Consider the following 24,327-nt stretch of genomic DNA (forward strand, 5'->3'; position numbering starts at 1 on the left):
AGCGTCAGGCAGTGGCGGGCACGCCGGTCGCGCGGCGGCGCCGGATCGCGGCGCCGGCGAGGCCGAAGCCGAGCACCATCATCGCCCAGGTCGCCGGCTCGGGCACTGCGGCGCCGACGGGCGTGTAGTCGTAGGTGAGTGTGTAGCGCACCGTGCCGCACATATCGTCGTCGTTGAACGGCGGCAGCGGCCCGTCACTCCCGAGCCGGCAGGCGCCGGAGGCGGGGATCGGCCGAACGTTGACGGGGAGGTTGGTGAAGGCCGTACCCGCCGGATCGCCGTAGAAGCCGTTGTCGAAGCCGTTGAAATAGACGCGGCGGTCGTTCACGAACGATGCCGGATCGAAGGTGGTGGAGCCCGCGCCGCTGGCACTGACCTGGAAAAAGCCGAAGTCCGAGGAGGGCCCTGAGCGGAAGGTCACGTCGCTGCTACCCGCACCGGTGATCGCGACGCTGAGGCCGGGCGTGCCGAAGTTGCTGCTGCCGAGACCCCAGCTGCTGTTGACGGTCCAGTCGACCGCCGCGGTGCTGCCGGTGAGTGAACCGGACGGGGCGGTGAGGATCCAGACACGATATTTGAGGACGCTGACGTCGAGCGTCACCTTGTTCAGGGTGCCCAGAGCGGAGTCGAAGCCCGGGATGCCGAGCATGATCGACTCGGTGTCATATTGGACGATCGTCGCCGCCGTCGCACTCAGCGGTGCGAGCGCAGCACCGCCCGCGGCGGCGAGAAGCCACTTCCGTACGTTCATGTCGTGATATCCCCCTGCTCCTGTCCAGCGGCTCTACTCATTAACCTTACATGCACAAAGAGGCTCGATCTGTCCCAGGGCGGGATCGGTCGGCACCGTTGCCGCTTTGCAACGCCCGAGGCTAGGCAGCGCCGCTCGGGGCGATTAAGTCACCCTGCCATGAGCTCGACCAGCACCACCTCGACCAACGACCTCCGTCGCTCGTTCCTCGACTATTTCGGCGGCACCGGGCATCGCATCGTCCCTTCGGCGCCGCTGGTGCCGCAGAACGACCCGACGCTGATGTTCGTCAACGCGGGCATGGTGCCGTTCAAGAACGTCTTCACGGGGCTGGAGACGCGGCCCTACACCACCGCGACGAGCGCGCAGAAATGCGTTCGCGCCGGCGGCAAGCACAATGATCTCGACAATGTCGGCTATACCGCGCGGCATCACACCTTCTTCGAGATGCTCGGCAATTTCTCCTTCGGCGACTATTTCAAGGAGCAGGCGATCACGCATGCGTGGACGCTGCTGACCAAGGAATGGGGGCTGCCGGCCGACAAACTGACCGCCACCGTCTTCCATACCGATGATCAGGCGTTCGACCTGTGGAAGAAGATCGCCGGCCTGCCCGATCACCGCATCATCCGCATCCCCACCAAGGACAATTTCTGGGCGATGGGATCGGACGGGCCGTGCGGGCCGTGCTCCGAGATCTTCTACGACCATGGCGATCATATCCCCGGCGGCCCGCCGGGATCGCCCGACGAGGACGGTGACCGCTTCGTCGAGATCTGGAATCTCGTTTTCATGCAGTTCGTGCAGGAGGCCGACGCGATCGTCGGCGACCTGCCGCGCCCGTCGATCGACACCGGCATGGGGCTGGAGCGCGTCGCCGCGGTGATGCAGGGCGTCCATGACAATTACGACACCGACACGTTCAAGGCGCTGATCGCCGCCTCGGGCGCGCTGACCCACACCGCCACCACCGGCGACAATCAGGCGAGCCACCGCGTTATCGCCGATCACCTGCGCTGTTCGGGCTTCCTCGTCGCCGACGGCGTGCTGCCCGCCAACGAGGGCCGCGGCTATGTGCTCCGCCGGATCATGCGCCGCGCGATGCGCCACGCCCACCTGCTCGGCGCCAAGGAGCCGCTGATGCACCGGCTGGTGCCCGCGCTCGTCGCCGAGATGGGGGCGGCTTACCCGGAGCTGGTGCGCGCCCAGCCGCTGATCGAGGCGACGCTGCAGCAGGAGGAGACTCGCTTCCGCCAGACGCTGGAGAAGGGCCTTCGCCTGCTCGACGACGCCACCGGCGGGATGCGGCCGGGCGATACGCTGGCGGGCGAGACCGCGTTCAAGCTCTACGACACGTTCGGCTTTCCCTACGACCTCACCGAGGACGCGCTGCGCGCGCAGGGGTTTCGCGTCGACCGCGCCGGCTTCGACGCGGCGATGGCCGAGCAGAAGCGCGCCGCGCGCGCGGCGTGGAAGGGGTCCGGCGCCAAGGCCTCGGACGAACTGTGGTTCGACCTCGCCGACCAGTTCGGCGCAACCGAGTTCACCGGCTATGCCAGCGAGAGCGGCGAGGGCGTCGTGCTCGCGCTGGTCAAGGACGGCGTGCGGGTCGAGCGCGCCGCCGCGGGCGACCTGGTCGACGTGATCGTCAACCAGACGCCCTTCTACGGCGAGAGCGGCGGACAGGTCGGCGACGCGGGCACGCTCGCCACCGACGCGGGAGCCGCCGCGCGAGTCACCGACACGTCGAAGCAGCTTGGCAAGCTCTGGGTCCATCACGCCGCGATCGACGCGGGCGAGCTGGCGGTCGGCGACACGGTGCGGCTGACGGTCGACCACGCGCGCCGCGGCGCGATCCGCGCCAATCACTCCGCCACGCACCTGCTGCACGAGGCGCTGCGCCAGCGGCTCGGGACTCATGTCGCGCAGAAGGGCTCGCTGGTCGCGCCCGAGCGGCTGCGCTTCGACGTCTCGCACTCCAGCGCGATGACCCCGGCCGAGCTCGCCGATGCCGAAGCCGCGGTCAACGCGCAGATCCGCGGCAACGGCGCGGTGGAGACGCGGCTGATGACGCCCGACGACGCGATCGCGATGGGCGCGATGGCGCTGTTCGGCGAGAAATACGGCGACGAGGTCCGGGTGGTGTCGATGGGCCGCGAGCCGGACGGCGCGACCTACTCGATCGAGCTGTGCGGCGGCACGCATGTCGGCGCGCTCGGCGACATCGGCCTGTTGAAGATCGTCGGCGAGAGCGCGGTGTCGAGCGGCGTGCGTCGCGTCGAGGCGTTGACCGGTGAGGCGGCGCGCGCTTACCTCACCGCGCGGGACGAGACGCTGCGTGCGGTGGCGGCGACGCTGCGGACCACGCCCGACGAGGTGCCCGCGCGCGTGACCGCGCTGCTCGACGAGCGGCGGCGGCTCGAGCGCGAGCTCGCCGAGGCGAAGAAGGCGCTCGCGCTCGGCGGCGGTGCCGGCGGCGCGCCAGCGGGCCCGGAGCAGGTCGGCGACGTCGCCTTCGTCGGCCAGGTGCTCGACGGCTTCGACGCCAAGGGGCTGCGGGGCGCGGTCGATGAGGCGAAGCAGCGCGTCGGCTCGGGCGTGGCGGCGGTGATCGCGGTTAACGACGGGCGTGCCTCGATCGCGGTCGGGGTGACCGAGGATCTGGTGGGACGCTTCAACGCGGTCGAGCTGCTGCGCCGCGCGGTCGCGGCGCTGGGTGGGCAGGGCGGCGGCGGTCGGCCCGACATGGCGCAGGGCGGCGGACCGGATGGCTCGCAGGCGACCGAGGCGCTCGCGGCGATCCGCGCGGCGCTCGAAGGGGCAACGGCGGAGGCATAGCGGCGGTCGTGAAGAATCCGGAGCCCCGGGCGCCTCCCTACTCATTTGGGCTCCTGCGTGCGCAGGAGCACGGCGCTCTGGTCGGGGATGAGCCGCTCCCCACCTGAGCTGCCGCCCCGGCGTAAGGCGGGATCCAGTTGCGATGGACGAACTGGCTGCGCGCGACGTCACCCACCTCGACGTTCGCGGGGTTCAAGTGGCGAAGCGTCGAAGGTGTCCCACTCCACCGCTCGTCACCGCCCCGATTGTCTCAGCCGTCACCTTCTGCTGTATCGTGGCGCGATGAACCGCACCTCCGTCGCGAGTCTGCTCGCGCTCTCCGCCGCCGCGCTCGCCACTCCCGCCGCCGCGCGCCAGCTCACCATTGACGACGTCACGATGCTCAGCCGCGTCGGCGCGCCCGCCATGTCCGACGACGGCCACTGGCTGGTTTGGGCGCAGCGTGAGACCGACCTCGACGCCGACCGCGGCCGCTATGACCTGTGGCGGCTCGATCTGACCCGCGCCGGCGCCGCCCCCGAGAAGCTCGCTGCCGACCCCAAGCTAGACGAGAACGACCCGCAGGTCGTCGGCACCACCGTCTATTTCAGCGCCGACGACGCGATCTGGTCGGTGCCCGTGGCCGGCGGCACCCCGCGCCGGCTCACCGACTTCAAGGGCGGCTTCGGCGGCTTCAAGGTGGCCCCCACTGGCGACAAGCTCGTGGTCTGGGCCGACCGCACCCCCGGCGCGGCCACGCTCGAGCTGCCGATGGTGAAGAAGCGCGCCGATGCCGGCGCCGGCCGCACCTATGACCGGCTCTTCGTGCGCCACTGGGACACCTGGGCTGATGGGACCCGCTCGCAGCTGTTCGTGCTGCCGCTCACCGCGCAGGGCGCGCGGGGCAACGGGCGCTCGGTCATGGGCGGGCTGGTCGGCGACACGCCGTCCAAGCCGTTTGGCGGCGGCGAGGAAGTGAGCTGGAGCCCGGACGGTCGCACGCTCTATTTCGCGCTGCGTGAGGCGGGGCGGATCGAGCCGCTGTCGACCAATCTCGACGTCTTCCAGGTGCCCGCCGACGCCAGCGCGGCGCCGACCAACCTCACCGCCGCCAATCGCGCCACCGACACGCAGCCGAGCGTCTCCCCCGACGGTCGCACGCTCGCCTATCTCGCAATGCGGCGGCCCGGCTACGAGGCCGACCGCTACGTGCTGACGCTGCGCGATCTCGCCACCGGCCGCTCGACCTCGCTGACCGAGCGCTGGGACCGCTCGATCGGATCGCTGCGCTGGGCGCCCGACTCGCGCTCGCTCTACGTCACTGCCGAGGACACGCAGGAGAACCCTTTGTGGCGCGTCGACGCGCGCAGCGGGCAGGTCACGCGGCTGACCGAGCAAGGCAACGTCGCCGCGGTGGCGGTCGGCCCACGCGGCGCGGTGGTGGCGATGAACAGCCTCACCGCGCCCGACGACTTCTACCGCGTGGCGCCGGGTCGCGCGCCGCAGCGGCTCACCAGCGTCAACGCCGCCAAGCTCGCGGGCATCGACATGCCGGCGGTCGAGCGGTTCAGCTTCAAGGGCGCCAACGACGACACCGTCTGGGGTTTTGCGGTGCGGCCGGCGGGCAGCACCGGCAAGCTGCCGATCGCCTATATGGTCCACGGCGGGCCGCAGGGATCGAGCAACAACAGCTGGTCGTATCGTTGGAACCCGGCGGTGTTCGCCGGGGCGGGTTACGCGCTGGTGGCGGTCGATTTCCACGGCTCGACCGGTTACGGCCAGGCCTTCACCGACGCGATCCGCAACAATTGGGGCGGCTGGCCGCTCGAGGACCTGCAGAAGGGGCTCGCCGCCGCGACCGCGCGGTTCGACTGGATGGACGGCGGCAACGCCTGCGCGCTCGGCGCGAGCTACGGCGGCTATATGATGAACTGGATCGAGGGGCGCTGGCCCGATCGCTTCAAGTGCATCGTCCAGCACGACGGCGTCTTCGACGCGCGCGCCATGGCGTACGAGACCGAGGAACTGTGGTTCGACGAGTGGGAACATGGCGGCAAAGCCTATTTCGAGGACCCGCAGGCGTTCGAGAGGTGGAACCCGGTCAATTATGTCGATCGCTGGAAGACGCCGCAGCTGGTGATCACCGGCGAGAAGGACTTCCGTATTCCCTATACGCAGGCGCTGGCGGCGTTCACCGCGCTGCAGCGGCGTGAGATCCCGTCACGGCTGCTCGTGTTCCCGGCCGAGAACCACTGGGTGCTCAAGCCCAAGGACTCGCGCCAATGGTATCGCGAGGTGATCGGCTGGATGAACCGCTGGACGGGCCGCACAGCACAGTGATGCAGCCCGCCGGGGGAACGCGCGAGGCTAACCTGGGTTGGTAGGTGTGCCCGTCCAGGAGAGCCGACGATGTACGCTGCCCCGATCCGCTACCGCCCCGAGCTCGAGCAGGTGAAGCCCGACGAGGCGGAGACGATCGCGCAGCTCAATGCGACGTTCGACCGGATCCTGGAGACGACCAACGAGGATTACGGCCATGCCGTTCGCGCCGTCCACGCCAAGGCGCACGGCGTCCTCGAGGGAACGCTGACGATCGACGTCGACCTGCCGCCCGAGCTGGCGCAGGGGCTGTTCGCGACGCCGGGGGAGCATCGCGTGATGATGCGCCTCTCGACCAACCCCGGCGACATCCTCGACGACGCCATCTCCCTGCCGCGCGGACTAGCGATCAAGGTGTTCGACGTGGACGGCGCGCGGCTGCCCGGCGCGGAGGGGCGCACGCAGGACTTCGTGATGGTCAACGGCAAGGTTTTTCAGGCCAAGGACGCGGACAAGTTCCTCGGTAGTCTGAAGCTGCTCGCTCCGACGACCGACGCGATCGAGGGCGGGAAGAAGGCGCTGTCCGCGGTGCTGCGCGGGGTCCGCAGCGCCATTGGCGCCGTCGGTATCGAGAGCCCGGCGATCAATTCGCTCGGCGGCGCGCCCAACGTGGATCCCGTCGGCGAGACCTATTACAGCGTGACGCCGTTCCGCTACGGTGACCATGTCGCCAAGTTCAGCCTGCGGCCGATCGCGCCGGGGCTGCGCGCGCGCAAGGGCGATATCATCGACACCGACGGCGAGCGCGATGCGATCCGCCGCACCGTGCAGGAGGACCTGCGTGACACCGAGGGCGAGTGGGAGTTCCGCGTCCAGCTCGCGCGGGACGAGGCGCACCAGCCGATCGAGGATCCCACGGTCGAGTGGGACGAGGAGGAGGCGCCGTTCCACCGCGTCGGCGTGATCCGCACGCGAGCGCAGGACAGCTGGGACCCGGCACGCGTGGAGCAGGTCAACGAGCAGATGCGCTTCAGCGTGTGGACCGGGCTGGCCGCGCATCAGCCGCTCGGCAACATCAACCGCGCGCGCCGCGACACCTATCGGCATTCGGCCGACTTCCGCGCGCGAGCGAACGGCTGCCCGATCCACGAACCGGTGTGAGCGCGCGCCGGTATCATCTCGTTAACCCTGCAGACTTAACGTTAATCTCCTCAGGTGGTTGAGGAAGTACACGTGCGCGAGGGACCGTTGTGGGACGCGATCAAGCGATCGCAGCTGGTGATCGAGTTCACGCCCGATGGCACGATTACTTGGGTGAACGAGCGCTTCCTCAAGGCGATGGGCTATACCGCGCGCGAGGTGGAGGGGCGGCACCACCGCACCTTATGTCCTGCCGCCTTTGCCGCCTCGGCCGACTATGCCGCGCTGTGGCGTGCACTGGCCGAGGGCAAGCACCAGAGCGGATTGTTCGAACGCGTCGCGCGCGATGGCAGCGCCGTGTGGCTGCGCGCGGTCTATACGCCGATCACGGGCGAGAATGGCGTGGTCGAGCGGATCGTGAAGTTCGCCAGCGACGTGACCGCTGAGGTTAATCTCGCCGACGAGGTCGAGCTGCGGCTGCGCGAGAGCCAGCGTTATCGCGGCGAGGCCGAAATTGACCGCGGCAAGATGGAGACGTTGGTCGAGCAGCTCGCCGGCGTGGTCGACGCCATCGCGGGCATCGCGGCGCAGACCAACCTGCTCGCGCTCAACGCCTCGATCGAGGCGGCGCGCGCGGGCGACGCCGGGCGCGGTTTCGCGGTGGTCGCGGCCGAGGTGAAGAAACTGGCCGGCGACACACAGGCGGCGACACTGCGCGCGCGGCAGATGATTGCGGCGTAGCGCGCGGGGCGTCGCTGAAGTCTGATCCCTCGACGTCGAAGCGTGCTTCGGCGAAGCCGGCACCGAGGCCCATGGAAACGGCGTTCGTGGCTCTTGGCTCCTGCTTGCGCAGGAGCCCGCTGGGGCTGCGGACGTGGTCGATCGAACTCTCATCGACCGCCTCCGACCCAATCCGCTATCGCCGCCGGATCAGCCCCTCCTGCGCCACGCTCGCGACCAATCGCCCGTCTTGCGCGTAGATCGCGCCGCGGTTGAAGCCGCGGCCGGCGCCCGACCAGGGGCTGTCCGCCGCGTACAACAGCCACTCGTCGGCCCGCACCGGCGCGTGCAGCCACAGCGCATGGTCGAGGCTGGCGGTCTGCATGCCCGGCGTGGTCCAGCTCACGCCGTGCGGCAGCATCGCCGTGCTGAGCAGCGCGGTGTCACTGGCATAGGCGAGGACCGCGCGGTGCACCGCCGCGTCGTCGCCGAGCGGCGCCACGGCGCGGAACCAGCTGTGCTGCACCGGCTCGCGCGGCGCGGGATCGGTCCAGCGCCGCGGCGCGACCGGGCGGAACTCGATCGGGCGCTCGCGCAGCAGCGACTCGCGCCAGCGCTCCGGGATCGTCTCGCGCTGCTCGATCCGCCACTCACGCTCGCTCCGCAGCGTCTCGGGCGCGGGCACGTCGGGCATCGCCGACTGGTGGTGGAAGCCGGCCTCGTCGCGCTGGAATGAAGCGGTGAGCGTCAGGATCGGCCGCTCGTCCTGCCACGCCACCACCCGCCGGGTGGCGAAGCTGGCGCCGTCGAAGTCGCGCGCGACGCGATAGTCGATCGGCGCGGCCTCCGACCCCGGCCGCATGAAATAGGCGTGGAGCGAGTGCGCGGCGCGGCCATCGACGGTGCGCTGCGCCGCCTGGAGCGCCTGTGCCACCACCTGGCCACCGAAGACTCGCCCGACACCGTCAGTGGAGCGGCGCCCGCGGAACAGGTCGACGTCGACCGCGACCACGTCGAGCAGGTCGACGAGGTCGGCGACGAGCGCGGCGAGCGTCGTCTCTGCCATCGTGCGCCTCAATAGCCCGCCGCGCGTGCAAGCCGGTCGGAGTGGTAGTGCGTGTCGCCGAACAACTCGGCGAGCACGCGCGCGCGCTTCATGTAGAAGCCGACGTCATATTCGTCGGTCATGCCGATGCCGCCATGCATCTGCACGCTCTCCTGCACCGACAGGGTCGTCGCCAGCCCGGTCATCGCCTTGGCGACCGAGACCGCCTCGTCGGCCGCGTCGCTCCCCGTGTCGAGCAGCTGCTGCGCCTTGAGCACCGCAGCGCGCGCCACCTCCATCTCGCTGTAGAGATGCGCGGCGCGATGCTGCAGCGCCTGGAAGCTGCCGATCGGCACGCCGAACTGTTTGCGCTGTTTGAGATAGCCGATCGTCATGTCCATCGCGCCGGCGCCGACGCCGACCAGCTCGGCCGCCGCGCCGGTACGCCCGGCGCGCAGCGCACGGTCGAGCACCGCGCGACCCGCGTCGACCTCACCCAGCACCGCGTCGGCGTCGACGGTGACGTCCTCTAGCGTCAGCCGTGCGGCGACGCTCGAGTCGGCGAGCCGCTCGGGCGTGGCGGTCAGCCCGGCGGCGTCGCGCGGCACCGCGAATAAGGTGATGCCGCCCGCGTCGTCGTCGCCGCCAGCGGTGCGCGCGGCGACGATCAGCACGTCGGCGACATGGCCGTGCGTGACGAACTGCTTGGCGCCGGACAGCCGGAAGCCGTTGCCGGCGCGCTCGGCGCGCAGCGCGACCCGGTCGCGGTGCTTCGCGCCCTCGTCGATGGCGAGCGCGGCGACCGTCTCGCCCGCCAGGATACCGGGGTACCAGCGCGCCGCCTGCGCGCTGCCGCGCAGCGCCTCCACTGCCGCGACCGCGGTGGTGAGAAAGGGGGAGGGTGACAGGTTGCGCCCGATCTCCTCCAGCACCACGCCGGCCTCGACATGGCCGAGCCCGAGCCCACCCTGGTCCTCGCCGATCAGGATGCCGGTGAATCCCAACTCGGCGAACTGCTTCCACAGATCGGGCGAGAAGCCGAGAGGATCGTTTGAGTCGCGTAGGCTGCGGAGGTGGGAAACGGGCGCGTGCTCGGCGACGAACTCCTTGGCGGTGTCGCGCAGCATCATCTGTTCGTTGTTGAGGTAGAGCGGCATCACATCTGGTCCCATGTTGCGGCGGACGCCGGAACTCAGGCTCCCGGCCGCACCGCGTCATCATTCTGAACTCCTGCGTTCGCAGGAGCACGGTCTCGATCTAGGCTCCCGGCAGCTCGAGGATACGCTTGGCGACGATGTTGAGCTGGATCTCGCTCGTCCCGCCCTCGATCGAATTGGCCTTGGTGCGCAGCCAGGCGCGCGCGCCGGCGCCGCCGCGCGAGCGCTCGCTCTCCCATTCCAGCGCGTCCGAGCCGCCCGCGGCCATCATCAGCTCGTGCCGCGCCTTGTTCAGCTCGGTGCCGACATATTTCATCATGCTCGGCTGCGCGGGATGCGCGCGCCCTGCCTTGAGTTCGTCGATGAAGCGCTCGGACATCGCCGCGAAGGCCTTGGCGCGGACCTCGAACAAGGCGATCTGCGCGCGCAGCAGCGGGTCGGTGAGGCGGCCGTCGTGATCGAGCCCGACCGTCGCGATCGCGCCCTCCACCAGGGGGTTGCGCCCCCCGCTCGCCAGACCCATGCCGCTGATCATCTCGCGCTCGTGTCCGAGCAGGTATTTGGCGACGTCCCAGCCCTTGTTCTCGTCATGGACCCGGTTCGCCTTGGGCACCTTCACGTTGTCCATGAAGGTCTCGCAAAAGGGTGAGTAACCGCTGATCAGCAGGATCGGCTTGGTCGAGACCCCGGGCGAGTCCATGTCGAACAGCACGAAGCTGATCCCGCCCTGTTTCGACTGCTTGCTGGTGCGCACCAGACAGAAGATCCAGTCGGCCTTGTCGGCATAGCTGGTCCACACCTTCTGGCCGTTGACGATATAATGGTCACCCGCGTCCTCGGCGCTGGCGGCGAGCCCGGCCAGGTCGGAGCCGGCATTGGGCTCGGAATAGCCTTGGCACCAGCGGATCTCGCCGCGCGCGATCTGGGGCAGATGCTCCAGCTTCTGTGCCTCGGTGCCGTATTTGAGCAGCGCCGGACCGAGCATCGAGATGCCGAACGAGTTGAGTGGGTTGCGTGCGCGGATCGCGGCCATCTCCTCGCGCAGGATCTTCGTCTCCGCCGGCGAGAGCCCGCCGCCGCCATATTCCGTCGGCCAGTCGGGCACGGTCCAGCCGCGCTCGGTCATCGCAGTGAGCCAGCGCGCCTGCGGCGGGTTGGCGGCAGGGTCGTAGCGGCGGCCGCCCCAGCAGATGTCGGTGTCGGCGCGCACCGGCTCGCGCATCTCGGGCGGGCAGTTCGCGGCGAGCCACGCGCGGGTCTCGCTGCGGAAGGTGTCGAGGTCGGTCATCGCTGGGTCCTCGCGGGAGAGGTGAGGTGGGCGGCGGGGGCGGCGGTGGTGCAGTTAGAGGCGCTTACTCCGCCTCTTCCGCCCACCGGCGTCATCCCGAACTTGTTTCGGGATCCACGGTGCGGCGTACTCAGGTGCGGCGGAGCTTGCGGGACCGTGGATCCTGAAACGAGTTCAGGATGACGGCAGCGGGAGGGGAGGGGGCACGGGCCATCGCTGGCGGCCTCTCGCCGGCGCCGCCTTTGGCCTCGCCATCGCCCGGCGGCCGCCCCGCTCACTTGATCGTGCCCTCGCGCAGGCTCTTCGCCACCGTGAAGCCGTGCTTCTCCAGCCCGGCGACGACCTTGTCATAACCCTCGGTCTCCGCCCAGAACATCGGGCCGCCGCGGTACACCGGCCAGCCGTAGCCGTAGATCCAGACGACATCGACGTCCGACGCGCGCTGCGCCTTGCCCTCCTCCAGGATCAGTGCGCCCTCGTTGACCATCGGGTAGAGCGTGCGCTCGACGATCTCCGCGTCGGTCACGGCATGCTGCGGCGTGCCGGTCCTCTCGCGCCACTCCTGGATGATCTCGGCGACGCGTGGGGAGGGGCTTGGAGTGCGCTTCTCGTCGTAATCGTAGAAGCCCGCCTGGCGTTTCTGGCCCCAGCGGCCCTCGGCGGCGAGCGCGTCGCGGACGTTCTCGATCCGGCTCGGGTCGCGGTGCCAGCCGATGTCGACGCCCGCGAGATCGGCCATCTGGAAGGGCCCCATCGGCATGCCGAACTCGGTGTGGACGCGATCGATCTGCTCGGGCGTGGCGCCCTCGAGCAGCAACTTGTTGGCCTCGACCTGGCGCGGCATCAGCATACGGTTGCCGATGAAGCCGTAGGTGACGCCCGCCACCACCGCCACCTTCCGGATCCGCTTGGCCAGCGCCATCACCGTCGCGAGCACGTCCGGCGCTGTCGCGGCGCCGCGCACCACCTCCAGCAGCTTCATCACGTTGGCGGGCGAGAAGAAGTGCATCCCCAGGACGTCCTGCGGCCGCTTCGTGCAGGCGGCGATCGCGTCGATGTCGAGATAGGAAGTGTTGGAGGCGAGGATCGCGCCCGGCTTGGCGATGCTGTCGAGGCGCGTGAAGATCTCCTTCTTGACATCCATATTCTCGTACACCGCCTCGATGACGAGGTCGCAGTCGGCGAGCGTGTCGAAGTCGAGCGTCGGCGTCAGCGCCGCCATCGCCGCCTCGACCTGCGCCGGCTTCATCCGCCCCTTGGCCGCGGTCGCCTCGTAATTTTTGCGGATGACGGCGGTGCCGCGGTCGAGTGCCTCCTGCGCCATCTCGACGATCGTCACGGGGATGCCCGCGGAGAGGAAGTTCATCGCGATCCCGCCGCCCATCGTCCCCGCGCCGATCACGCCGACCCGGGCGATCGGCCGTAGCGCGGTGTCGGCGGGGACGTCGTCGATCCTTGCCGCCTGGCGCTCGGCGAAGAAGATGTGGCGCTGCGCCGCCGACTGCGTGCCGGTCATCAGCCGCATGAACGCCTGCCGCTCATAGGCGAGCCCCTCGGCGAACGGCAGCTCGGTCGCCTTGACGACGCATTCGACGTTGGCGGCCGGCGCGTCGAAGCCGCGGAAGCGACGGGCGTTTTCCTTCATGAATGCGGCGACCGCCTCCGGATCGGCCGCGACGGCCTTCTCGGCAGCGCGCGGGATCGGGCGCTTGGCCTTCACCTCATTGGCGAAGGCGAGCGCGTCGACGGCGAGACTGTCCTCGCCGACGATCCGGTCGATCAATCCCGCCTCCTGCGCGCGCTGAGCCGAGATCGGCTCGCCCTTCGCGGTCATCTCCAGCGCGAGCCGCACCCCGGCGAGTCGCGGCAGCCGCTGCGTCCCGCCCGCGCCCGGCAACAGGCCGAGCTTCACCTCGGGCGTGCCGATCTTGGCCGAGGGCACCGCGACGCGATAGTGACAGCCGAGCGCCACCTCGCAGCCGCCGCCCAGCGCGATGCCATGGATCGCGGCGACCACCGGCTTGCCGCACGCCTCGATCATGTCGACCAGCACCGGCAGCAGCGGCTCGACCGGCGGTTTGCCGAACTCGGTGATGTCCGCGCCCGCGAAGAAGGTGCGGCCGTCGCAGCGGATCACCATCGCCGCGATCGACTGGTCCGCGGCGCCCTCCTTGATCGCTGCCTCCAACCCGATCCGCACCGCCGCGCCGAGCGCGTTCACCGGCGGGTTGTCGGACACGATGACGAGCACGTCGCCGTGGCGCTCGGTGCGGATCGGGGAAGAGGCGGTCATGCGTGCGTTGCTCCTGCGGCGGCGGTGTTGGCGCTGGTCGGAATGGGTCAGTGAAGGCGCGATAGGTCGCGGCGGTGCGTCGCACCGCAGCGTTGGATACGTCGGTGTCGTTGCGTCAAGCGTCTGGCGCATCGGCGTGTCATTGCCTTCTTGGCCATACCTTACCTTCTAACCTTTGAACGCTGTATCGCCTTGAGCGCCTCGCAAATCAACTCTAGTCTCGCTTCGCAGCGGACCCGATGTTCGAGCGACGGAGGCGGCAATGACGGTAGAGGAGGCGCAGGGCGCCGGCTGGCCGGCGCGGTCGCACGATGAGGTGCGCGCGCTGCTCACCGCGCCGGGCAGTGCCTTCGAGATGGAGACGGTGACGGTCCGCGGGGTGCCGACGCGCACGTGGAAGAACGCGCCGCCGACGCTTCGTGCGCTGCTGGAGGCGAGTCGCGGCCATGGCGAGCGGCTGATGACGATCCACGAGGACGAGCGGGTCAGCTACGCCGCGCACGCGCGGGCGGTGGCGGCGCTCGCCACCGAGCTGGCGGCGCGGGGCGTGCGCGCGGGTGACCGGGTGGCGATCGCGATGCGCAACCTGCCCGAATATCACGTGGCGCTGTTCGCCATCACCGCGCTGGGCGCGATCGCGGTCCCGCTCAATGCCTGGTGGAGTGGCGAGGAGTTGCGCTACGCGCTCGACGACTCGGGCGCCCGCATGCTGATCGTCGACGCCGAGCGCCACGAGCGGCTGATCCCGTTGTACGGGCTGCTGCGCCATCTCAGCGACGTGCTGGTGACTCGCGCCGCCGGTACGCTGGCGCTGCCGGCCGTCGCGCTGGAAGCGCTGATCGGCGCCCCCGCGCAGTGGGGATCGCTGCCCGAGCGACGGTTGCCCCCCGCCGCGCTCGCACCTGACGACCCCGCGGTGATCTTCTACACCAGCGGCACCACGGGGCGGCCCAAGGGAGCGCTCGGCACGCACCGCAATCTCACGACCAACATCATGAGCAGTGCTTATGCCGCGGCGCGTACCGCGCTGCGCCGCGGCGAGGCGCCATCGCCGTCGACGCCGCGCGTCATGCTGACGGTGATCCCGCTGTTCCACGTCACCGCTTGCTCGGCGGCGCTGATGGGCGCGGTGGCGAGCGGCTCGACCTCGATCTTCATGCGCCGCTGGGACGCGGTGCGCGCGATGGAGCTGATCGAGCGCGAGCGGGTCGCGGTGACCGGCGGCGTGCCGACGATCGCGTGGCAGTTGCTCGACCACCCCGAGCGCAATCGCTTCGATCTCTCGAGCCTCGAGTCGATCGCGTACGGTGGCGCGCCGGCGGCGCCCGAGCTGGCCAGGCGACTCCGCGCCGAGTTCGGCGTGTGGCCGCAGAACGGCTGGGGCATGACCGAGACGATGGCGACGGTGACCTCGCTGGCCGCGGAGGATTATCTCGCGCGGCCGGAGAGCGCCGGCCTGCCGGTGGCGGTCGCCGATGTGATCATCACCGACGAGCACGGCGCGCCACTACCCTCCGGCGCAGTGGGCGAGGTCCGCGCGCGCGGACCGATGGTGGTGGCGGGCTATTGGAACCGCCCCGAGGCGACCGCCGAGACCTTCGTCGGGGGATGGGTCCGCACCGGTGATGTCGGCCGGCTCGACGTGGAGGGGTTCCTCTACATCCTCGATCGCGCCAAGGATGTGGTGATCCGCGGCGGCGAGAACATCTACTCGATCGAGGTCGAGAACGTGCTCCAGGCGCATCCGGCGGTGAGCGAATGCGCGGTGATCGGCACGCCGCATCGCGTGCTTGGCGAGGAGCCGGTCGCGGTGGTGCGGTTCATCCCGGGCGCCGCAGCCGAGGAAACCGAGCTGCAGTGCTGGGTGCGCGAGCGGCTCGCCCCCTTCAAGGTACCCGCGGCGATCCGCTTCACCGCCGACCCGCTGCCGCGCAACGCCAACGGCAAGATCCTGAAGCGCGAGCTCAAGGGCTTGTTCCGGGAACGTTTCGCGGCGTAGGGCTGTTCCCCTGTGGAGCGGGGGATGGCAATGCGGGTAACACGGGACTTCCTGCGCGGGCGCGGCCGCGACACGATGAGCGAGGCGGACAAGGACATCCTCGAGCGCGCGGTCGATCGCATCGATATCTTGCCCGCGCGCACGATCGTCACGCGACGCGGCGACCGACTGCGCAACAGCACGCTGCTGCTCGAGGGCGCGATGTGCCGCTACATGGACGCGCGCGACGGCTTCCGCCAGCTCGTCGCGCTGCAGGTGCCCGGCGATTTCGTCGACCTCCACGGCTATCCGCTGCACCGGCTCGATCACGACGTCGGCACGCTGACCGAGGCGCGCATCGCGGTGATACCGCACGCCGCGATCGATTCGATCGTCGCCGACCATCCCCAGCTCGCCCGCATCCTGTGGCGCTCGACCCTGCTCGACGCCGCGCTCCACCGCGAGTGGATCTTCCGCATCGGCCGCCTCGACGCCGCGGGCCGTATCGCGCACTTCCTGCTGGAGACCTATCACCGGCTGAAGGCGACCGGTCGCGGTGACAACGGCACGTTCGAGCTGGCGCTGATCCAGCAGGATCTCGGCGAGGCCTGCGGGCTCACCAGCGTCCACGTCAACCGTACGCTGCGGCGGCTTCGCGAGGAGAAGCTGGTGGAGGCGGTGCGCGGTACGGTGACGATCCTGGACGAGAGCGGGCTGGCGCGAGTCGGCGAGTTCGACCCCGACTACCTCTACCTCGAGGAAGGACCCTGGCAGGCGGCCGCTGCCTGACGCCTGCGCGCTTTCACGCCGTCTTTCCTCTCGCTAGGTTCTCTCGATGGCCGATCTCCCGCCGCCACCGGCCCTGACGCCGGTAACGCTTCCGCCCGACGCCGCCGCTCTGTCGGCGGAGGGAGACCCGCAGGTGGTGTTGCGGCGCGACCGGCTGCTCGCCGCGCTGACGCTCACCTCGGGGATCGGGCTCATGCTCGGCCTGCCGTTCGCGCTCAAATCGGGTGCCGAGTTCTTCATGCCCACCGCCGTCGCGCTGGTGGTCGCGCTCGCGCTGATCCCGCTGCTCGAGTGGCTTGAGCGGCGGCGACTGCCGTCGGCGCTGGCGGCGCTGGTCTGTGTGCTGTTGTTCCTGCTGATCGCCAACGTCGCGCTCGCCGCGATCGTCGTGCCCGCGACCGAGTTCTTCCGGCTGCTGCCGTCGCGCATCGGGCGAATCCAGGACAATCTCGCGCCGCTGCTGGATCTCTACTCAAGCCTGGAGAAATACGCCAACCGCACGCTGCGCCAGATCGCGAGCACGCCGGTGCGCCCGTCGCCCACCGCGGCGGTGGCGCCGCCCAGCTCGATCGTCGAGCTCGCCGCCACCTCGGCGCCGGCGGTCATCATCCAGGTGTTCTACGCGATCCTGGTCGCCTTCTTCTTCCTGTCGGGCTGGACCCGCACGCGCGAGCGGATGATCACCGAGCGCGCCAGCTTCGGCGGCGCGATGGCGACCGCGCGCGTGCTGCAGGAGATGGTCGACGACGTGTCCTCCTACCTCGGCACGATCACGGTCATCAACGTCGCGCTCGGTGCGATCATCGCGGGCGCGCTTCACCTGCTCGGCATGCCCTTCCCGCTGATGTGGGGCGGGATCGTCGCGCTGCTCAACTACATTCCCTATTTCGGCCCGGTGGTGGCGGCGCTGCTGCTCGCGGTGGGCGGGCTGATGACCTTCTCCGACGTGTGGACCGCGCTGTCCGCGCCCGCGATCATGTATGGGGCGCATCTGATCGAGGCCAACGTGGTGACGCCGCTGATCGTCGGGCACCGGCTCACGATCAACCCGGTGATGATCCTGATCTCCATCTCTTTCTGGGGCTGGGTGTGGGGCACGGTGGGCGCGCTGCTGGCGGTGCCGATCCTGATCATCGTACAGACGATCCTGTCGGCCGCGGGGCGCCCCGATATCGCCGGCTTCCTGTTCGAGCACGGCACGCTGACTCGCACCCGCGAGGGGCGTTCCGGCGTGCTCGCGCGGCGCGGCGAGAAAGACGCGGAATAGCCGTTGACAGCCCCCGGCGTGCCGCCTAGTTGGCGCGCCTCACGCTTCTGCAAGCGGGTGTAGCTCAGTTGGTTAGAGCGCCGGCCTGTCACGCCGGAGGTCGCGGGTTCGAGCCCCGTCACTCGCGCCACCCCTCGGGGAGGCCGCAGATCCAAGCATGACCGTCGAACGTCGCAGCGGGCCGCCTCGGCTCGACGCGACACGTTGCGGGTGTAGCTCAGTTGGTTAGAGCGCCGGCCTGTCACGCCGGAGGTCGCGGGTTCGAGCCCCGTCACTCGCGCCACGGTCGTCGCATCGCGGCGCGACGTTATTGGCCAGTCACGCCCTCCTTTTGTCCGCGACGATAGCACTCAGCCCGTCGTCCCCGCGTAGGCGGAAATCCAAACGCGCGGACGGTGCGACCCTGTCGCGGACGTTAGCGTGTCTGGATTCACGCCTACGCGGGGATGACGAAGAGGGCGAGGCCGGGGCAGGCTCGAGAGCCGCGACCGGCGAGAGCGCCACTGTCCGTCACTCCCGCACCGCCGTGGCCATCACCTCACCGCCAGCGGCCGGTCTCCATCCAGCGCAGCAGCGGCTTAAGTGGCGTGATCCAGACAATGCCGGTCACCAGGTAGAACCCGAGCTGCATCAGCGCCGGCCAGCGCCCGATCACGCCGGAGAGCGACGCGATCGCCACGCACCACAGCGCGATCAGCAGCAGGATCGCGAGCATCCCCACCGGCTTGCGCCACGACGGCGTCATCGCGCCGCTCCCGCGATCCAGCCGCGCTCGGTCACGATCGCGTCGAGCGGGGCGTCCCACGGGTCAGGGGTGATCGAGTCGAGCTGCTGCACGCTCCAGGCGATACCGATGCGGAGCGCCGCGGGAAAGGCGGCGAAGGCGCGATCGTAATGGCCCGCACCCTGGCCGATTCGATTCAGCGCGGCATCGAACGCCACCAGCGGCGTGAGGACGAGGTCGGGCACGACCTCGGCGTGCGCACCATCGGGCTGGCGCAGCCCGAACGGTCCGTCAGCGAGCGCGTGGTCGGCGTCCCAGGCGAGGAAGCGGATCGGCGTCGCGCGATCGACCACATGCGGCAGCGCGAGCCGGCATCCCGCCGCGCGGGCCGCCGCCTCAAGTGCGGCGGGATCGGCTTCGCTGCCGATCGGCGCGTAGCTCGCTACCACCATCCCGGGCGCGAGCAACGCGACGAACTCATGCGGGCAGGGCAACGCCGGCACCCCCGCGGCAACGAACGACTCACGGGCCGTTCGCGCGGCAGCGCGGAGCATGCGCTTGTCGGTCATGCCGAAGAGTAAGGCGGGGTGGCGGGACCGCCGTGGCCGTTGGCCGATGTATCCACTGACGCCCAGTACGTCAGGTGGGAGTCATGTACGTCGGACCAGGATCCGGGCAGGGACAACCCCCATGGAAGATGAATAGCCTCAGGGATATTTATAAGCTCGTACCGGGCAGAACCCGCCGACCCCTATCTAGGACGTCGGCGGCGCCTGCTCAAGGGCCGCGGCGAGCTTCTCGAGCCTTTCCGACAGGCGATCGAGCGCGATACCCTCGGGCGTCTCGGGCGGGGGTGCCTCGCGCGCCTCGATCAGCGCGTCGGCGACCATCAGCGCGGCGAGCAGCATCGTGCGATTGACCCCGCCCGCGCCAGCGGCGCGACGCGCGTCCTCCCAGCGCTCGTCGATCAGCGCGGCGGCCTGCATCAGTCGCGCCTCGCCGCCGTCGCCGCAGCCCAGGTCGTAGCTCGTCTCGCCGATCCGCAGCGTCACGCGTGCCATCAGTCCTGCCCTCCGCGCGCGATGATCTCGTCGAGCGCGGCGACCGCCTCGCCCATCTTGTCGCGCAATGCTTCGTGACGACGCGCGAGCGTGGCGGCGGCGGCGAGGCGCTGCTCCAAGACGCGTTCGACGCGGGTGATGGCGGCATCGAGCCGGTCGATCGCTGGGTTGTCCATGATGAGAGGCGATAGGATCGCCCGCGCGCGCCGACAAGATGGCGTAGAGACGAGCGGATGCACCGCAGCGGTTGACGGCCGCGCGCCGTCCGGCGCAAAGACCCGCGCGACACCGAACTTACGCGGAGACAGGCGCATGACCAAGGTAGCGATCAACGGCTTCGGACGGATCGGGCGGCTGGTGGCGCGCGCGCTGATCGAGCGTGGCAGCGACCTCGAGCTGGTGGCGATCAACGATCTCGCCGACACCAAGTCGAACGCGTGGCTGTTCAGCCGCGACAGCGTCCACGGCAAATATGCGGGCACGGTCGAGGCCGACGGGCAGGACATGGTGATCGACGGCAAGCGCATCCGCGTTACCGCCGAGCGCGATCCCGCCAACCTGCCGCATAAGGAGCTGGGCGTCGACATCGTGCTGGAGTGCACGGGCTTCTTCACCGATCGCGCCAGCGCGCAGAAGCATATCGACGCCGGCGCCAAGAAGGTGCTGATCTCGGCGCCTGCCAAGAACGTCGACCTCACCGTGGTGTACGGCGTGAACCACGACAAGCTCGAGGCCGGGCACACGATCGTGTCGAACGCGTCGTGCACCACCAACTGCCTCGCGCCGGTCGCCAAGGTGCTCAACGACGCGATCGGGATCGAGCGCGGGCTGATGACCACGATCCACGCTTATACCAACGACCAGAAGATCCTCGACCAGATCCACAGCGACCTGCGCCGCGCACGCGCGGCGGCGATGAACATCATCCCGACCACCACCGGCGCGGCGCGCGCGGTGGGCGAGGTGCTGCCCGAGCTGAAGGGCAAGCTGGACGGCTCCGCGATCCGCGTGCCCGTCCCCGACGGCAGCCTCGTCGACCTCACCTTCACGCCGAAGCGCGACACCAGCAAGGAAGAGGTCAACCTTCTGCTCAAGGCCGCGGCCGAGGGCGCGATGAAGGGCGTGCTGCATTATTCGGACGAGCCGCTCGTCTCGATCGACATCGTTCACACGCCCTATTCGTCGACGGTCGATAGCCTTGAGACCGCGGTGATCGACGGCAAGCTGGTGCGTGTGGTCAGCTGGTACGACAATGAGTGGGGCTTCTCCAATCGCATGGTCGACACCGCGACGGCGATGGCGAAGCTCGGCTGAGGTCGGGCGAGCGTGACGGGCGTGCTGCTCGGCATCGCGCGCCACGCCCGCTCGCGCGCGCCGGTCGAGTCGGTCGTGCGCGCCGAGGTGTCGCTCGCGCGCGGCATCCACGGCGATTTCCGCGGCGCGATGCGTGGCAAGCCGTACAAGCGCCAGGTCACGCTGATCGAGCGCGGCGACTGGGAGGCGGCAATGGAGCTGGTCGGTCACGCGATCGACTGGACCGAGCGGCGCGCCAACCTGCTGGTCGACGATCTCGACCTGCCGCAGCGCGCGGGCGCGGTGCTCCGCATCGGCGCCGACGTGCTGCTCGAGATCACGCGCGAGTGCGACCCGTGCGAGCGGATGGAAGCGCTCGCTCCCGGCCTCAAACAGGCAATGACGCCGGACTGGCGCGGCGGCGCCTGCGCGATGGTGATACAGGGCGGCACGATCGCCGTCGGTGACAGGATCAGGATCGAGGACCCATGGCCAAGTCTTTTCGAACGCTCGACGACATCGGCGACGTCGCCGGCAAGCGGGTCCTCGTCCGCGAGGATCTGAACGTCCCCTTCAAGGACGGCCACGTCACCGACGACACGCGGCTGCGCGCTACGGTCGCGACCGTTGCCGAGCTCGCCGATAAGGGCGCGATCGTGCTCGTGCTGGCGCATTTCGGTCGACCCAAGGGGCAGCCCGCGCCCGAGTTCTCGCTCGCGCAGATCACCAGGCCCTACGAGAGCGTGCTCGGCCGCCCGGTGCGCTTCGTCGACTGGGCCGGTGCCGCCGAGGCGGTCGCCACGCTCCAGCCGGGCGACGTCGCGGTGCTGGAGAACACGCGCTTCTTCGCCGGCGAGGAGAAGAACGACCGCGAGACGATCGACCGCATCGCCGCGCTCGGCGACCTCTACGTCAACGACGCTTTCTCCGCCGCGCATCGCGCCCACGCCTCGACCGCGGGGCTCGCGCAAGTGCTTCCCGCCTTCGCCGGACGCGCGATGGAGGCCGAGCTCGACGCGCTCGAGAAAGCGCTCGGCGCGCCCGAGCATCCGGTCGCGGCGGTGGTCGGCGGTGCCAAGGTGTCGACCAAGCTCGACGTGCTCAAGCACCTCGTCGGCAAGGTCGATCACCTCATCATCGGCGGCGGCATGGCCAACACCTTCCTCGCCGCGCGCGGCGTGAACGTGGGGAAGAGCCTGTGCGAGCACGATCTCACCGGCACCGCCGAGGAGATCCTCGAGGCCGCCGACCGCGCCGGCTGCACCGTGCACCTGCCCTATGACGTGGTGGTGGCGACCGAGTTCCGCGCCAACCCGCCGGTGCGCACCGTCAACGTCCACGAGGTCGCCGCCGACGAGATGATCCTCGACGTCGGCCCGGCCGCGGTGGAGGCGCTGGGCGACGTGCTCAAGACCTGCCGCACGCTGGTGTGGAACGGCCCGCTCGGCGCGTTCGAGACGCCGCCGTTCGACGCCGCGACGGTGGCGCTGGCGCGCACCGCGGCGGCGCTGACCAAGGAGGGCAGCCTGGTCTCGGTCGCGGGCGGCGGCGATACCGTCGCGGCGCTCAACCAGGCCGGCGTGGCGGAGCAGTTCAGCTTCGTCTCGACAGCGGGCGGCGCCTTCCTGGAGTGGATGGAAGGCCGCGAGCTGCCGGGGGTGGCTGCGCTGCAGCGGTGAGCGTAGCGGACGCTTCGAGATGAGGCTTCGACGAGCTCAGCCTCTCCTCAGCGCGAACGGATGGGAGCTACCGTTCGTGCTGAGGTGGCGCTGAGCTTGTCGAAGTGCCTTCTCGAAGCACCTGATAGAGTCACCTCACCGGCCGCGTCGCGATCAGCGCGTTGGACACCATCGTCAGCACCGCGACGTCATGCTGGTTGAAGGCGGTGAGGCGGCTCTTGTAGATTCCCATCTCGGGCCGTGACCGCGACGCGCGCTTATCCAGGACCTCGGTCTCGCAGCGCAGCGTGTCGCCCGGAAAGACCGGGGTGAACCAGCGCAGCTCGTCGATGCCGGGCGATCCGAGCCCGGCCTGCTCGACCGCGCGGAGCTGCTCGACCAGCATCGCCATCACCATCGCGCAACTGTGCCAGCCGCTCGCCGAGAGCCGACCGAAATGGGTCGCCGCCGCGGCCTCGTCGGAGAGGTGGAACGGCTGGGGATCGTATTTGCGCGCGAACTCGATCACCTCGTCGCGAGTCACGGCATAATGGCCGAAGCGCGCGACGGCGCCGACCGCGACGTCCTCGAAATACTGCATCGCGCCGCTCTCCTCTCGCGGGCCACTTCGCCATGATCGTCGCGGCGGATCAAGCCGGCGCGGCGCTCAGCGCCGCAGCACGCGGCGGAACGGCGCGTCGTCGCCGTCCAGCCCGGCGCCCGCGGGAAGGCCGAGCAGGTCGCGCAGCAGCGGCGCCACGTCGGTATTGTCGAAGGTCGGCAGCCGCTGACCCGCGGCGAAGGCAGGCCCGTTGGCGATGAACAGCGCGCGCATGTCGGGCGAGTCGTTGTCATAGCCGTGCGCGCCGCGGTGAGTGGCCTCGTCGGTCGCAGTCTTGGCGAGGATCCATCCGCCCGCGGCGCCGTCCTCGGCCAGGCAGAGGAAGGCGGGCACGCGCGCGTTGCCGCCGTACCGGAAGCGCGGCGGCAGCGCTTCCTTGCGCCAGCAGGTCATATGCGGGTGCGGGCGCAGCAGCGCCTCTGCCACCGCGGCGTCGCGTCCCGGTACCGGCGCGAAGGTCGCATAGGGGCCGCTCTCGACCACCCGCGCGTCGGTCGGCGCGACGATCGAGTCGATGGCGATGCGTCGCTCGGGCGCGATCGGCGCTATGCCATGGTCGGAGACGATCACGAGGTTGGCAGGCTGGCCCAGCGCGGCGAGCCCGTCCACCAGGCGCCCGACGCTCGCGTCGGCCGTGGCGACCGCGGAAAGGGTACGCCGGTCGGCGGGACCATATTCGTGGCCGGCGGTGTCGACCTCGTCGAAGTAGAGCGTGACCAAGCGCGGCCGAGTGGCGGCCGGACGCCGCAACCAGTCGAGCACCGCGTCGACGCGCTGCCGATCGCTCACCGCCTCGTTATATTGCTGCCAGTCGCGCGGGCGCGCGCCGACGTCCGCGTGCGGGTGGGCGGGATCGCGCGTGCCGCCCCAGGCGACGTTCGAGCCCGGCCAGAACATCGTGGCGGTCGGGATGCCGGCGCGCTCGGCGGTGACCCACAGCGGCTCGGCAACGTTCCACCAGAACGGGTCGTCGGTCGCCATCGTGAAGGTCTCGCCCGGCCGCGCCTCGTCCTCCATCCGGTTGGCGACGATGCCGTGCCGGTCGGGCACGAAGCCCGTGACGAGCGTCCAGTGGTTGGGGAAGGTCTTGGAGGGGAAGGACGGCCGCATCGAGGCGCTAACCCCGCTCGCCGCGAGCGCCGACAGCCGCGGCGTGACGCCGCGTTCCAGGTAATCGGGGCGGAAGCCGTCGATCGAGACGAGGATCGTCACCGGCGCAGGAATAGACCTTTGCACCGGCGTCGTGGCCGCACCTTCCCGAGCAGCGAGCGGTGGGGCGGGCGCGGTCACGGGCGACAAGGCCGGCGGCGTATAAGGATAGGCGCAGCCGCCGAGGGCGAGGAGCGCGGCGGCGAGAAGCGAACGGAGCATCATGCCGCGCGCTTACGCCGCTGCGATGACGGCG

General features: G+C 70.0%; 21 protein-coding genes and 2 tRNA genes. 12 read left to right on the plus strand and 11 right to left on the minus strand.

Annotated features, from left to right (window positions below):
* Positions 1-4: 4 nt before the first annotated feature.
* A complete protein-coding gene (locus FHY03_RS06095) occupies positions 5-751 on the minus strand; it encodes a PEPxxWA-CTERM sorting domain-containing protein (protein ID WP_183920884.1) in 747 nt (248 codons plus the stop codon).
* Between the two features lie 159 nt (positions 752-910).
* On the opposite strand from FHY03_RS06095, the gene alaS reads away from it, so the two are divergent.
* From alaS to FHY03_RS21315, 4 genes are all read left to right on the plus strand, one after another.
* Positions 911-3,589 carry an alanine--tRNA ligase gene (alaS, locus tag FHY03_RS06100; RefSeq protein WP_183929513.1) on the plus strand — a complete coding sequence of 893 codons (2,679 nt, stop codon included), beginning with the start codon at positions 911-913 and terminating at the stop codon, positions 3,587-3,589.
* Between the two features lie 282 nt (positions 3,590-3,871).
* Positions 3,872-5,908 carry a S9 family peptidase gene (locus FHY03_RS06105; RefSeq protein ID WP_183929515.1) on the plus strand — a complete coding sequence of 679 codons (2,037 nt, stop codon included), beginning with the start codon at positions 3,872-3,874 and terminating at the stop codon, positions 5,906-5,908.
* A 69-nt stretch (positions 5,909-5,977) separates the two neighbouring features.
* On the plus strand, positions 5,978-7,048 hold the full coding sequence (locus tag FHY03_RS06110) for a catalase family protein (protein WP_183929517.1): 1,071 nt from the start codon (positions 5,978-5,980) through the stop codon (positions 7,046-7,048).
* A 72-nt stretch (positions 7,049-7,120) separates the two neighbouring features.
* Positions 7,121-7,768 (plus strand): methyl-accepting chemotaxis protein, encoded by a 648-nt coding sequence (locus FHY03_RS21315; RefSeq protein ID WP_221190038.1) that lies wholly within the window; start codon positions 7,121-7,123, stop codon positions 7,766-7,768.
* 175 nt (positions 7,769-7,943) lie between these two features.
* Here the strand turns inward: FHY03_RS21315 and FHY03_RS06120 are convergent, their stop codons facing one another.
* The 4 genes from FHY03_RS06120 to FHY03_RS06135 form a co-directional block, all read right to left on the minus strand.
* A complete protein-coding gene (locus FHY03_RS06120; RefSeq protein WP_183920880.1) occupies positions 7,944-8,813 on the minus strand; it encodes an acyl-CoA thioesterase II in 870 nt (289 codons plus the stop codon).
* An 8-nt stretch (positions 8,814-8,821) separates the two neighbouring features.
* A complete protein-coding gene (locus FHY03_RS06125; protein WP_183929519.1) occupies positions 8,822-9,949 on the minus strand; it encodes an acyl-CoA dehydrogenase family protein in 1,128 nt (375 codons plus the stop codon).
* Positions 9,950-10,049: 100 nt separating this feature from the next.
* The gene (locus FHY03_RS06130) at positions 10,050-11,237 is read right to left on the minus strand and encodes an acyl-CoA dehydrogenase family protein (RefSeq protein ID WP_183929521.1); all 1,188 of its coding nucleotides are present in this window, start codon (positions 11,235-11,237) and stop codon (positions 10,050-10,052) included.
* A gap of 274 nt (positions 11,238-11,511) precedes the next feature.
* Positions 11,512-13,530, minus strand: coding sequence for a 3-hydroxyacyl-CoA dehydrogenase NAD-binding domain-containing protein (locus FHY03_RS06135; RefSeq protein WP_183929523.1), 2,019 nt, complete (start codon positions 13,528-13,530; stop codon positions 11,512-11,514).
* A gap of 262 nt (positions 13,531-13,792) precedes the next feature.
* Between FHY03_RS06135 and FHY03_RS06140 the strand changes: the two genes are divergently transcribed.
* From FHY03_RS06140 to FHY03_RS06160, 5 genes are all read left to right on the plus strand, one after another.
* On the plus strand, positions 13,793-15,529 hold the full coding sequence (locus FHY03_RS06140) for a class I adenylate-forming enzyme family protein (protein WP_183929526.1): 1,737 nt from the start codon (positions 13,793-13,795) through the stop codon (positions 15,527-15,529).
* Between the two features lie 24 nt (positions 15,530-15,553).
* On the plus strand, positions 15,554-16,297 hold the full coding sequence (locus FHY03_RS06145; protein ID WP_409314156.1) for a Crp/Fnr family transcriptional regulator: 744 nt from the start codon (positions 15,554-15,556) through the stop codon (positions 16,295-16,297).
* A gap of 46 nt (positions 16,298-16,343) precedes the next feature.
* On the plus strand, positions 16,344-17,564 hold the full coding sequence (locus tag FHY03_RS06150; RefSeq protein WP_183920875.1) for an AI-2E family transporter: 1,221 nt from the start codon (positions 16,344-16,346) through the stop codon (positions 17,562-17,564).
* 53 nt (positions 17,565-17,617) lie between these two features.
* Positions 17,618-17,694 (plus strand) — tRNA-Asp (locus FHY03_RS06155).
* 76 nt (positions 17,695-17,770) lie between these two features.
* Positions 17,771-17,847 (plus strand) — tRNA-Asp (locus FHY03_RS06160).
* A 255-nt stretch (positions 17,848-18,102) separates the two neighbouring features.
* Here FHY03_RS06160 and FHY03_RS06165 read toward each other — a convergent pair.
* The 4 genes from FHY03_RS06165 to FHY03_RS06180 all read right to left on the minus strand — a co-directional run bounded on the left by FHY03_RS06165 (position 18,103) and on the right by FHY03_RS06180 (position 19,525).
* Positions 18,103-18,309 (minus strand): DUF2842 domain-containing protein, encoded by a 207-nt coding sequence (locus tag FHY03_RS06165; RefSeq protein ID WP_183920874.1) that lies wholly within the window; start codon positions 18,307-18,309, stop codon positions 18,103-18,105.
* Positions 18,306-18,857, minus strand: coding sequence for a 5-formyltetrahydrofolate cyclo-ligase (locus tag FHY03_RS06170; RefSeq protein WP_183920873.1), 552 nt, complete (start codon positions 18,855-18,857; stop codon positions 18,306-18,308). The genes FHY03_RS06165 and FHY03_RS06170 overlap by 4 nt, the downstream gene beginning before the upstream one ends.
* Before the next feature lie 186 nt (positions 18,858-19,043).
* On the minus strand, positions 19,044-19,349 hold the full coding sequence (locus FHY03_RS06175) for a cell division protein ZapA (RefSeq protein WP_132909244.1): 306 nt from the start codon (positions 19,347-19,349) through the stop codon (positions 19,044-19,046).
* The gene (locus FHY03_RS06180; RefSeq protein ID WP_183920872.1) at positions 19,349-19,525 is read right to left on the minus strand and encodes a hypothetical protein; all 177 of its coding nucleotides are present in this window, start codon (positions 19,523-19,525) and stop codon (positions 19,349-19,351) included. The genes FHY03_RS06175 and FHY03_RS06180 overlap by 1 nt, the downstream gene beginning before the upstream one ends.
* A gap of 136 nt (positions 19,526-19,661) precedes the next feature.
* On the opposite strand from FHY03_RS06180, the gene gap reads away from it, so the two are divergent.
* Genes gap through FHY03_RS06195 form a run of 3 tightly spaced genes read left to right on the plus strand, consistent with a single transcriptional unit; the run spans position 19,662 to position 22,321 of the window.
* Complete coding sequence (gene gap, locus FHY03_RS06185) at positions 19,662-20,663, plus strand: type I glyceraldehyde-3-phosphate dehydrogenase (protein ID WP_183929528.1); 1,002 nt, start codon at positions 19,662-19,664, stop codon at positions 20,661-20,663.
* 12 nt (positions 20,664-20,675) lie between these two features.
* Positions 20,676-21,206 (plus strand): MOSC domain-containing protein, encoded by a 531-nt coding sequence (locus FHY03_RS06190; RefSeq protein WP_183929530.1) that lies wholly within the window; start codon positions 20,676-20,678, stop codon positions 21,204-21,206.
* Complete coding sequence (locus FHY03_RS06195; RefSeq protein WP_183929532.1) at positions 21,131-22,321, plus strand: phosphoglycerate kinase; 1,191 nt, start codon at positions 21,131-21,133, stop codon at positions 22,319-22,321. The genes FHY03_RS06190 and FHY03_RS06195 overlap by 76 nt, the downstream gene beginning before the upstream one ends.
* 130 nt (positions 22,322-22,451) lie before the next feature.
* On the opposite strand, the gene FHY03_RS06200 is transcribed toward FHY03_RS06195, so the two are convergent.
* A complete protein-coding gene (locus FHY03_RS06200; protein ID WP_183929534.1) occupies positions 22,452-22,901 on the minus strand; it encodes a MaoC family dehydratase in 450 nt (149 codons plus the stop codon).
* A 66-nt stretch (positions 22,902-22,967) separates the two neighbouring features.
* Positions 22,968-24,296: an ectonucleotide pyrophosphatase/phosphodiesterase gene (locus FHY03_RS06205; RefSeq protein ID WP_183929536.1), complete on the minus strand. Its 1,329-nt coding sequence runs from the start codon at positions 24,294-24,296 to the stop codon at positions 22,968-22,970.
* Positions 24,297-24,327 lie beyond the last annotated feature (31 nt).

It is taken from the genome of Sphingomonas sp. BK345 (genome assembly GCF_014193845.1).
In the GTDB taxonomy this organism is placed as follows: Bacteria; Pseudomonadota; Alphaproteobacteria; order Sphingomonadales; family Sphingomonadaceae; genus Sphingomonas.

What these genes read in the sequence shown, in the direction of transcription:
- FHY03_RS06180 (WP_183920872.1), bottom strand. Translation starts at nt 19,525, where the DNA reads ATGGACAACCCAGCGATCGACCGGCTCGATGCCGCCATCACCCGCGTC.
- FHY03_RS06205 (WP_183929536.1), bottom strand. Translation starts at nt 24,296, where the DNA reads ATGATGCTCCGTTCGCTTCTCGCCGCCGCGCTCCTCGCCCTCGGCGGC.
- FHY03_RS06145 (WP_409314156.1), top strand. Translation starts at nt 15,554, where the DNA reads ATGGCAATGCGGGTAACACGGGACTTCCTGCGCGGGCGCGGCCGCGAC.
- FHY03_RS06140 (WP_183929526.1), top strand. Translation starts at nt 13,793, where the DNA reads ATGACGGTAGAGGAGGCGCAGGGCGCCGGCTGGCCGGCGCGGTCGCAC.
- FHY03_RS06130 (WP_183929521.1), bottom strand. Translation starts at nt 11,237, where the DNA reads ATGACCGACCTCGACACCTTCCGCAGCGAGACCCGCGCGTGGCTCGCC.
- FHY03_RS06200 (WP_183929534.1), bottom strand. Translation starts at nt 22,901, where the DNA reads ATGCAGTATTTCGAGGACGTCGCGGTCGGCGCCGTCGCGCGCTTCGGC.
- FHY03_RS06135 (WP_183929523.1), bottom strand. Translation starts at nt 13,530, where the DNA reads ATGACCGCCTCTTCCCCGATCCGCACCGAGCGCCACGGCGACGTGCTC.
- FHY03_RS06170 (WP_183920873.1), bottom strand. Translation starts at nt 18,857, where the DNA reads ATGACCGACAAGCGCATGCTCCGCGCTGCCGCGCGAACGGCCCGTGAG.
- FHY03_RS06105 (WP_183929515.1), top strand. Translation starts at nt 3,872, where the DNA reads ATGAACCGCACCTCCGTCGCGAGTCTGCTCGCGCTCTCCGCCGCCGCG.
- gap (WP_183929528.1), top strand. Translation starts at nt 19,662, where the DNA reads ATGACCAAGGTAGCGATCAACGGCTTCGGACGGATCGGGCGGCTGGTG.
- FHY03_RS06125 (WP_183929519.1), bottom strand. Translation starts at nt 9,949, where the DNA reads ATGCCGCTCTACCTCAACAACGAACAGATGATGCTGCGCGACACCGCC.
- FHY03_RS06110 (WP_183929517.1), top strand. Translation starts at nt 5,978, where the DNA reads ATGTACGCTGCCCCGATCCGCTACCGCCCCGAGCTCGAGCAGGTGAAG.
- FHY03_RS06120 (WP_183920880.1), bottom strand. Translation starts at nt 8,813, where the DNA reads ATGGCAGAGACGACGCTCGCCGCGCTCGTCGCCGACCTCGTCGACCTG.
- alaS (WP_183929513.1), top strand. Translation starts at nt 911, where the DNA reads ATGAGCTCGACCAGCACCACCTCGACCAACGACCTCCGTCGCTCGTTC.
- FHY03_RS06095 (WP_183920884.1), bottom strand. Translation starts at nt 751, where the DNA reads ATGAACGTACGGAAGTGGCTTCTCGCCGCCGCGGGCGGTGCTGCGCTC.
- FHY03_RS06175 (WP_132909244.1), bottom strand. Translation starts at nt 19,349, where the DNA reads ATGGCACGCGTGACGCTGCGGATCGGCGAGACGAGCTACGACCTGGGC.
- FHY03_RS06195 (WP_183929532.1), top strand. Translation starts at nt 21,131, where the DNA reads ATGGCCAAGTCTTTTCGAACGCTCGACGACATCGGCGACGTCGCCGGC.
- FHY03_RS06165 (WP_183920874.1), bottom strand. Translation starts at nt 18,309, where the DNA reads ATGACGCCGTCGTGGCGCAAGCCGGTGGGGATGCTCGCGATCCTGCTG.
- FHY03_RS06150 (WP_183920875.1), top strand. Translation starts at nt 16,344, where the DNA reads ATGGCCGATCTCCCGCCGCCACCGGCCCTGACGCCGGTAACGCTTCCG.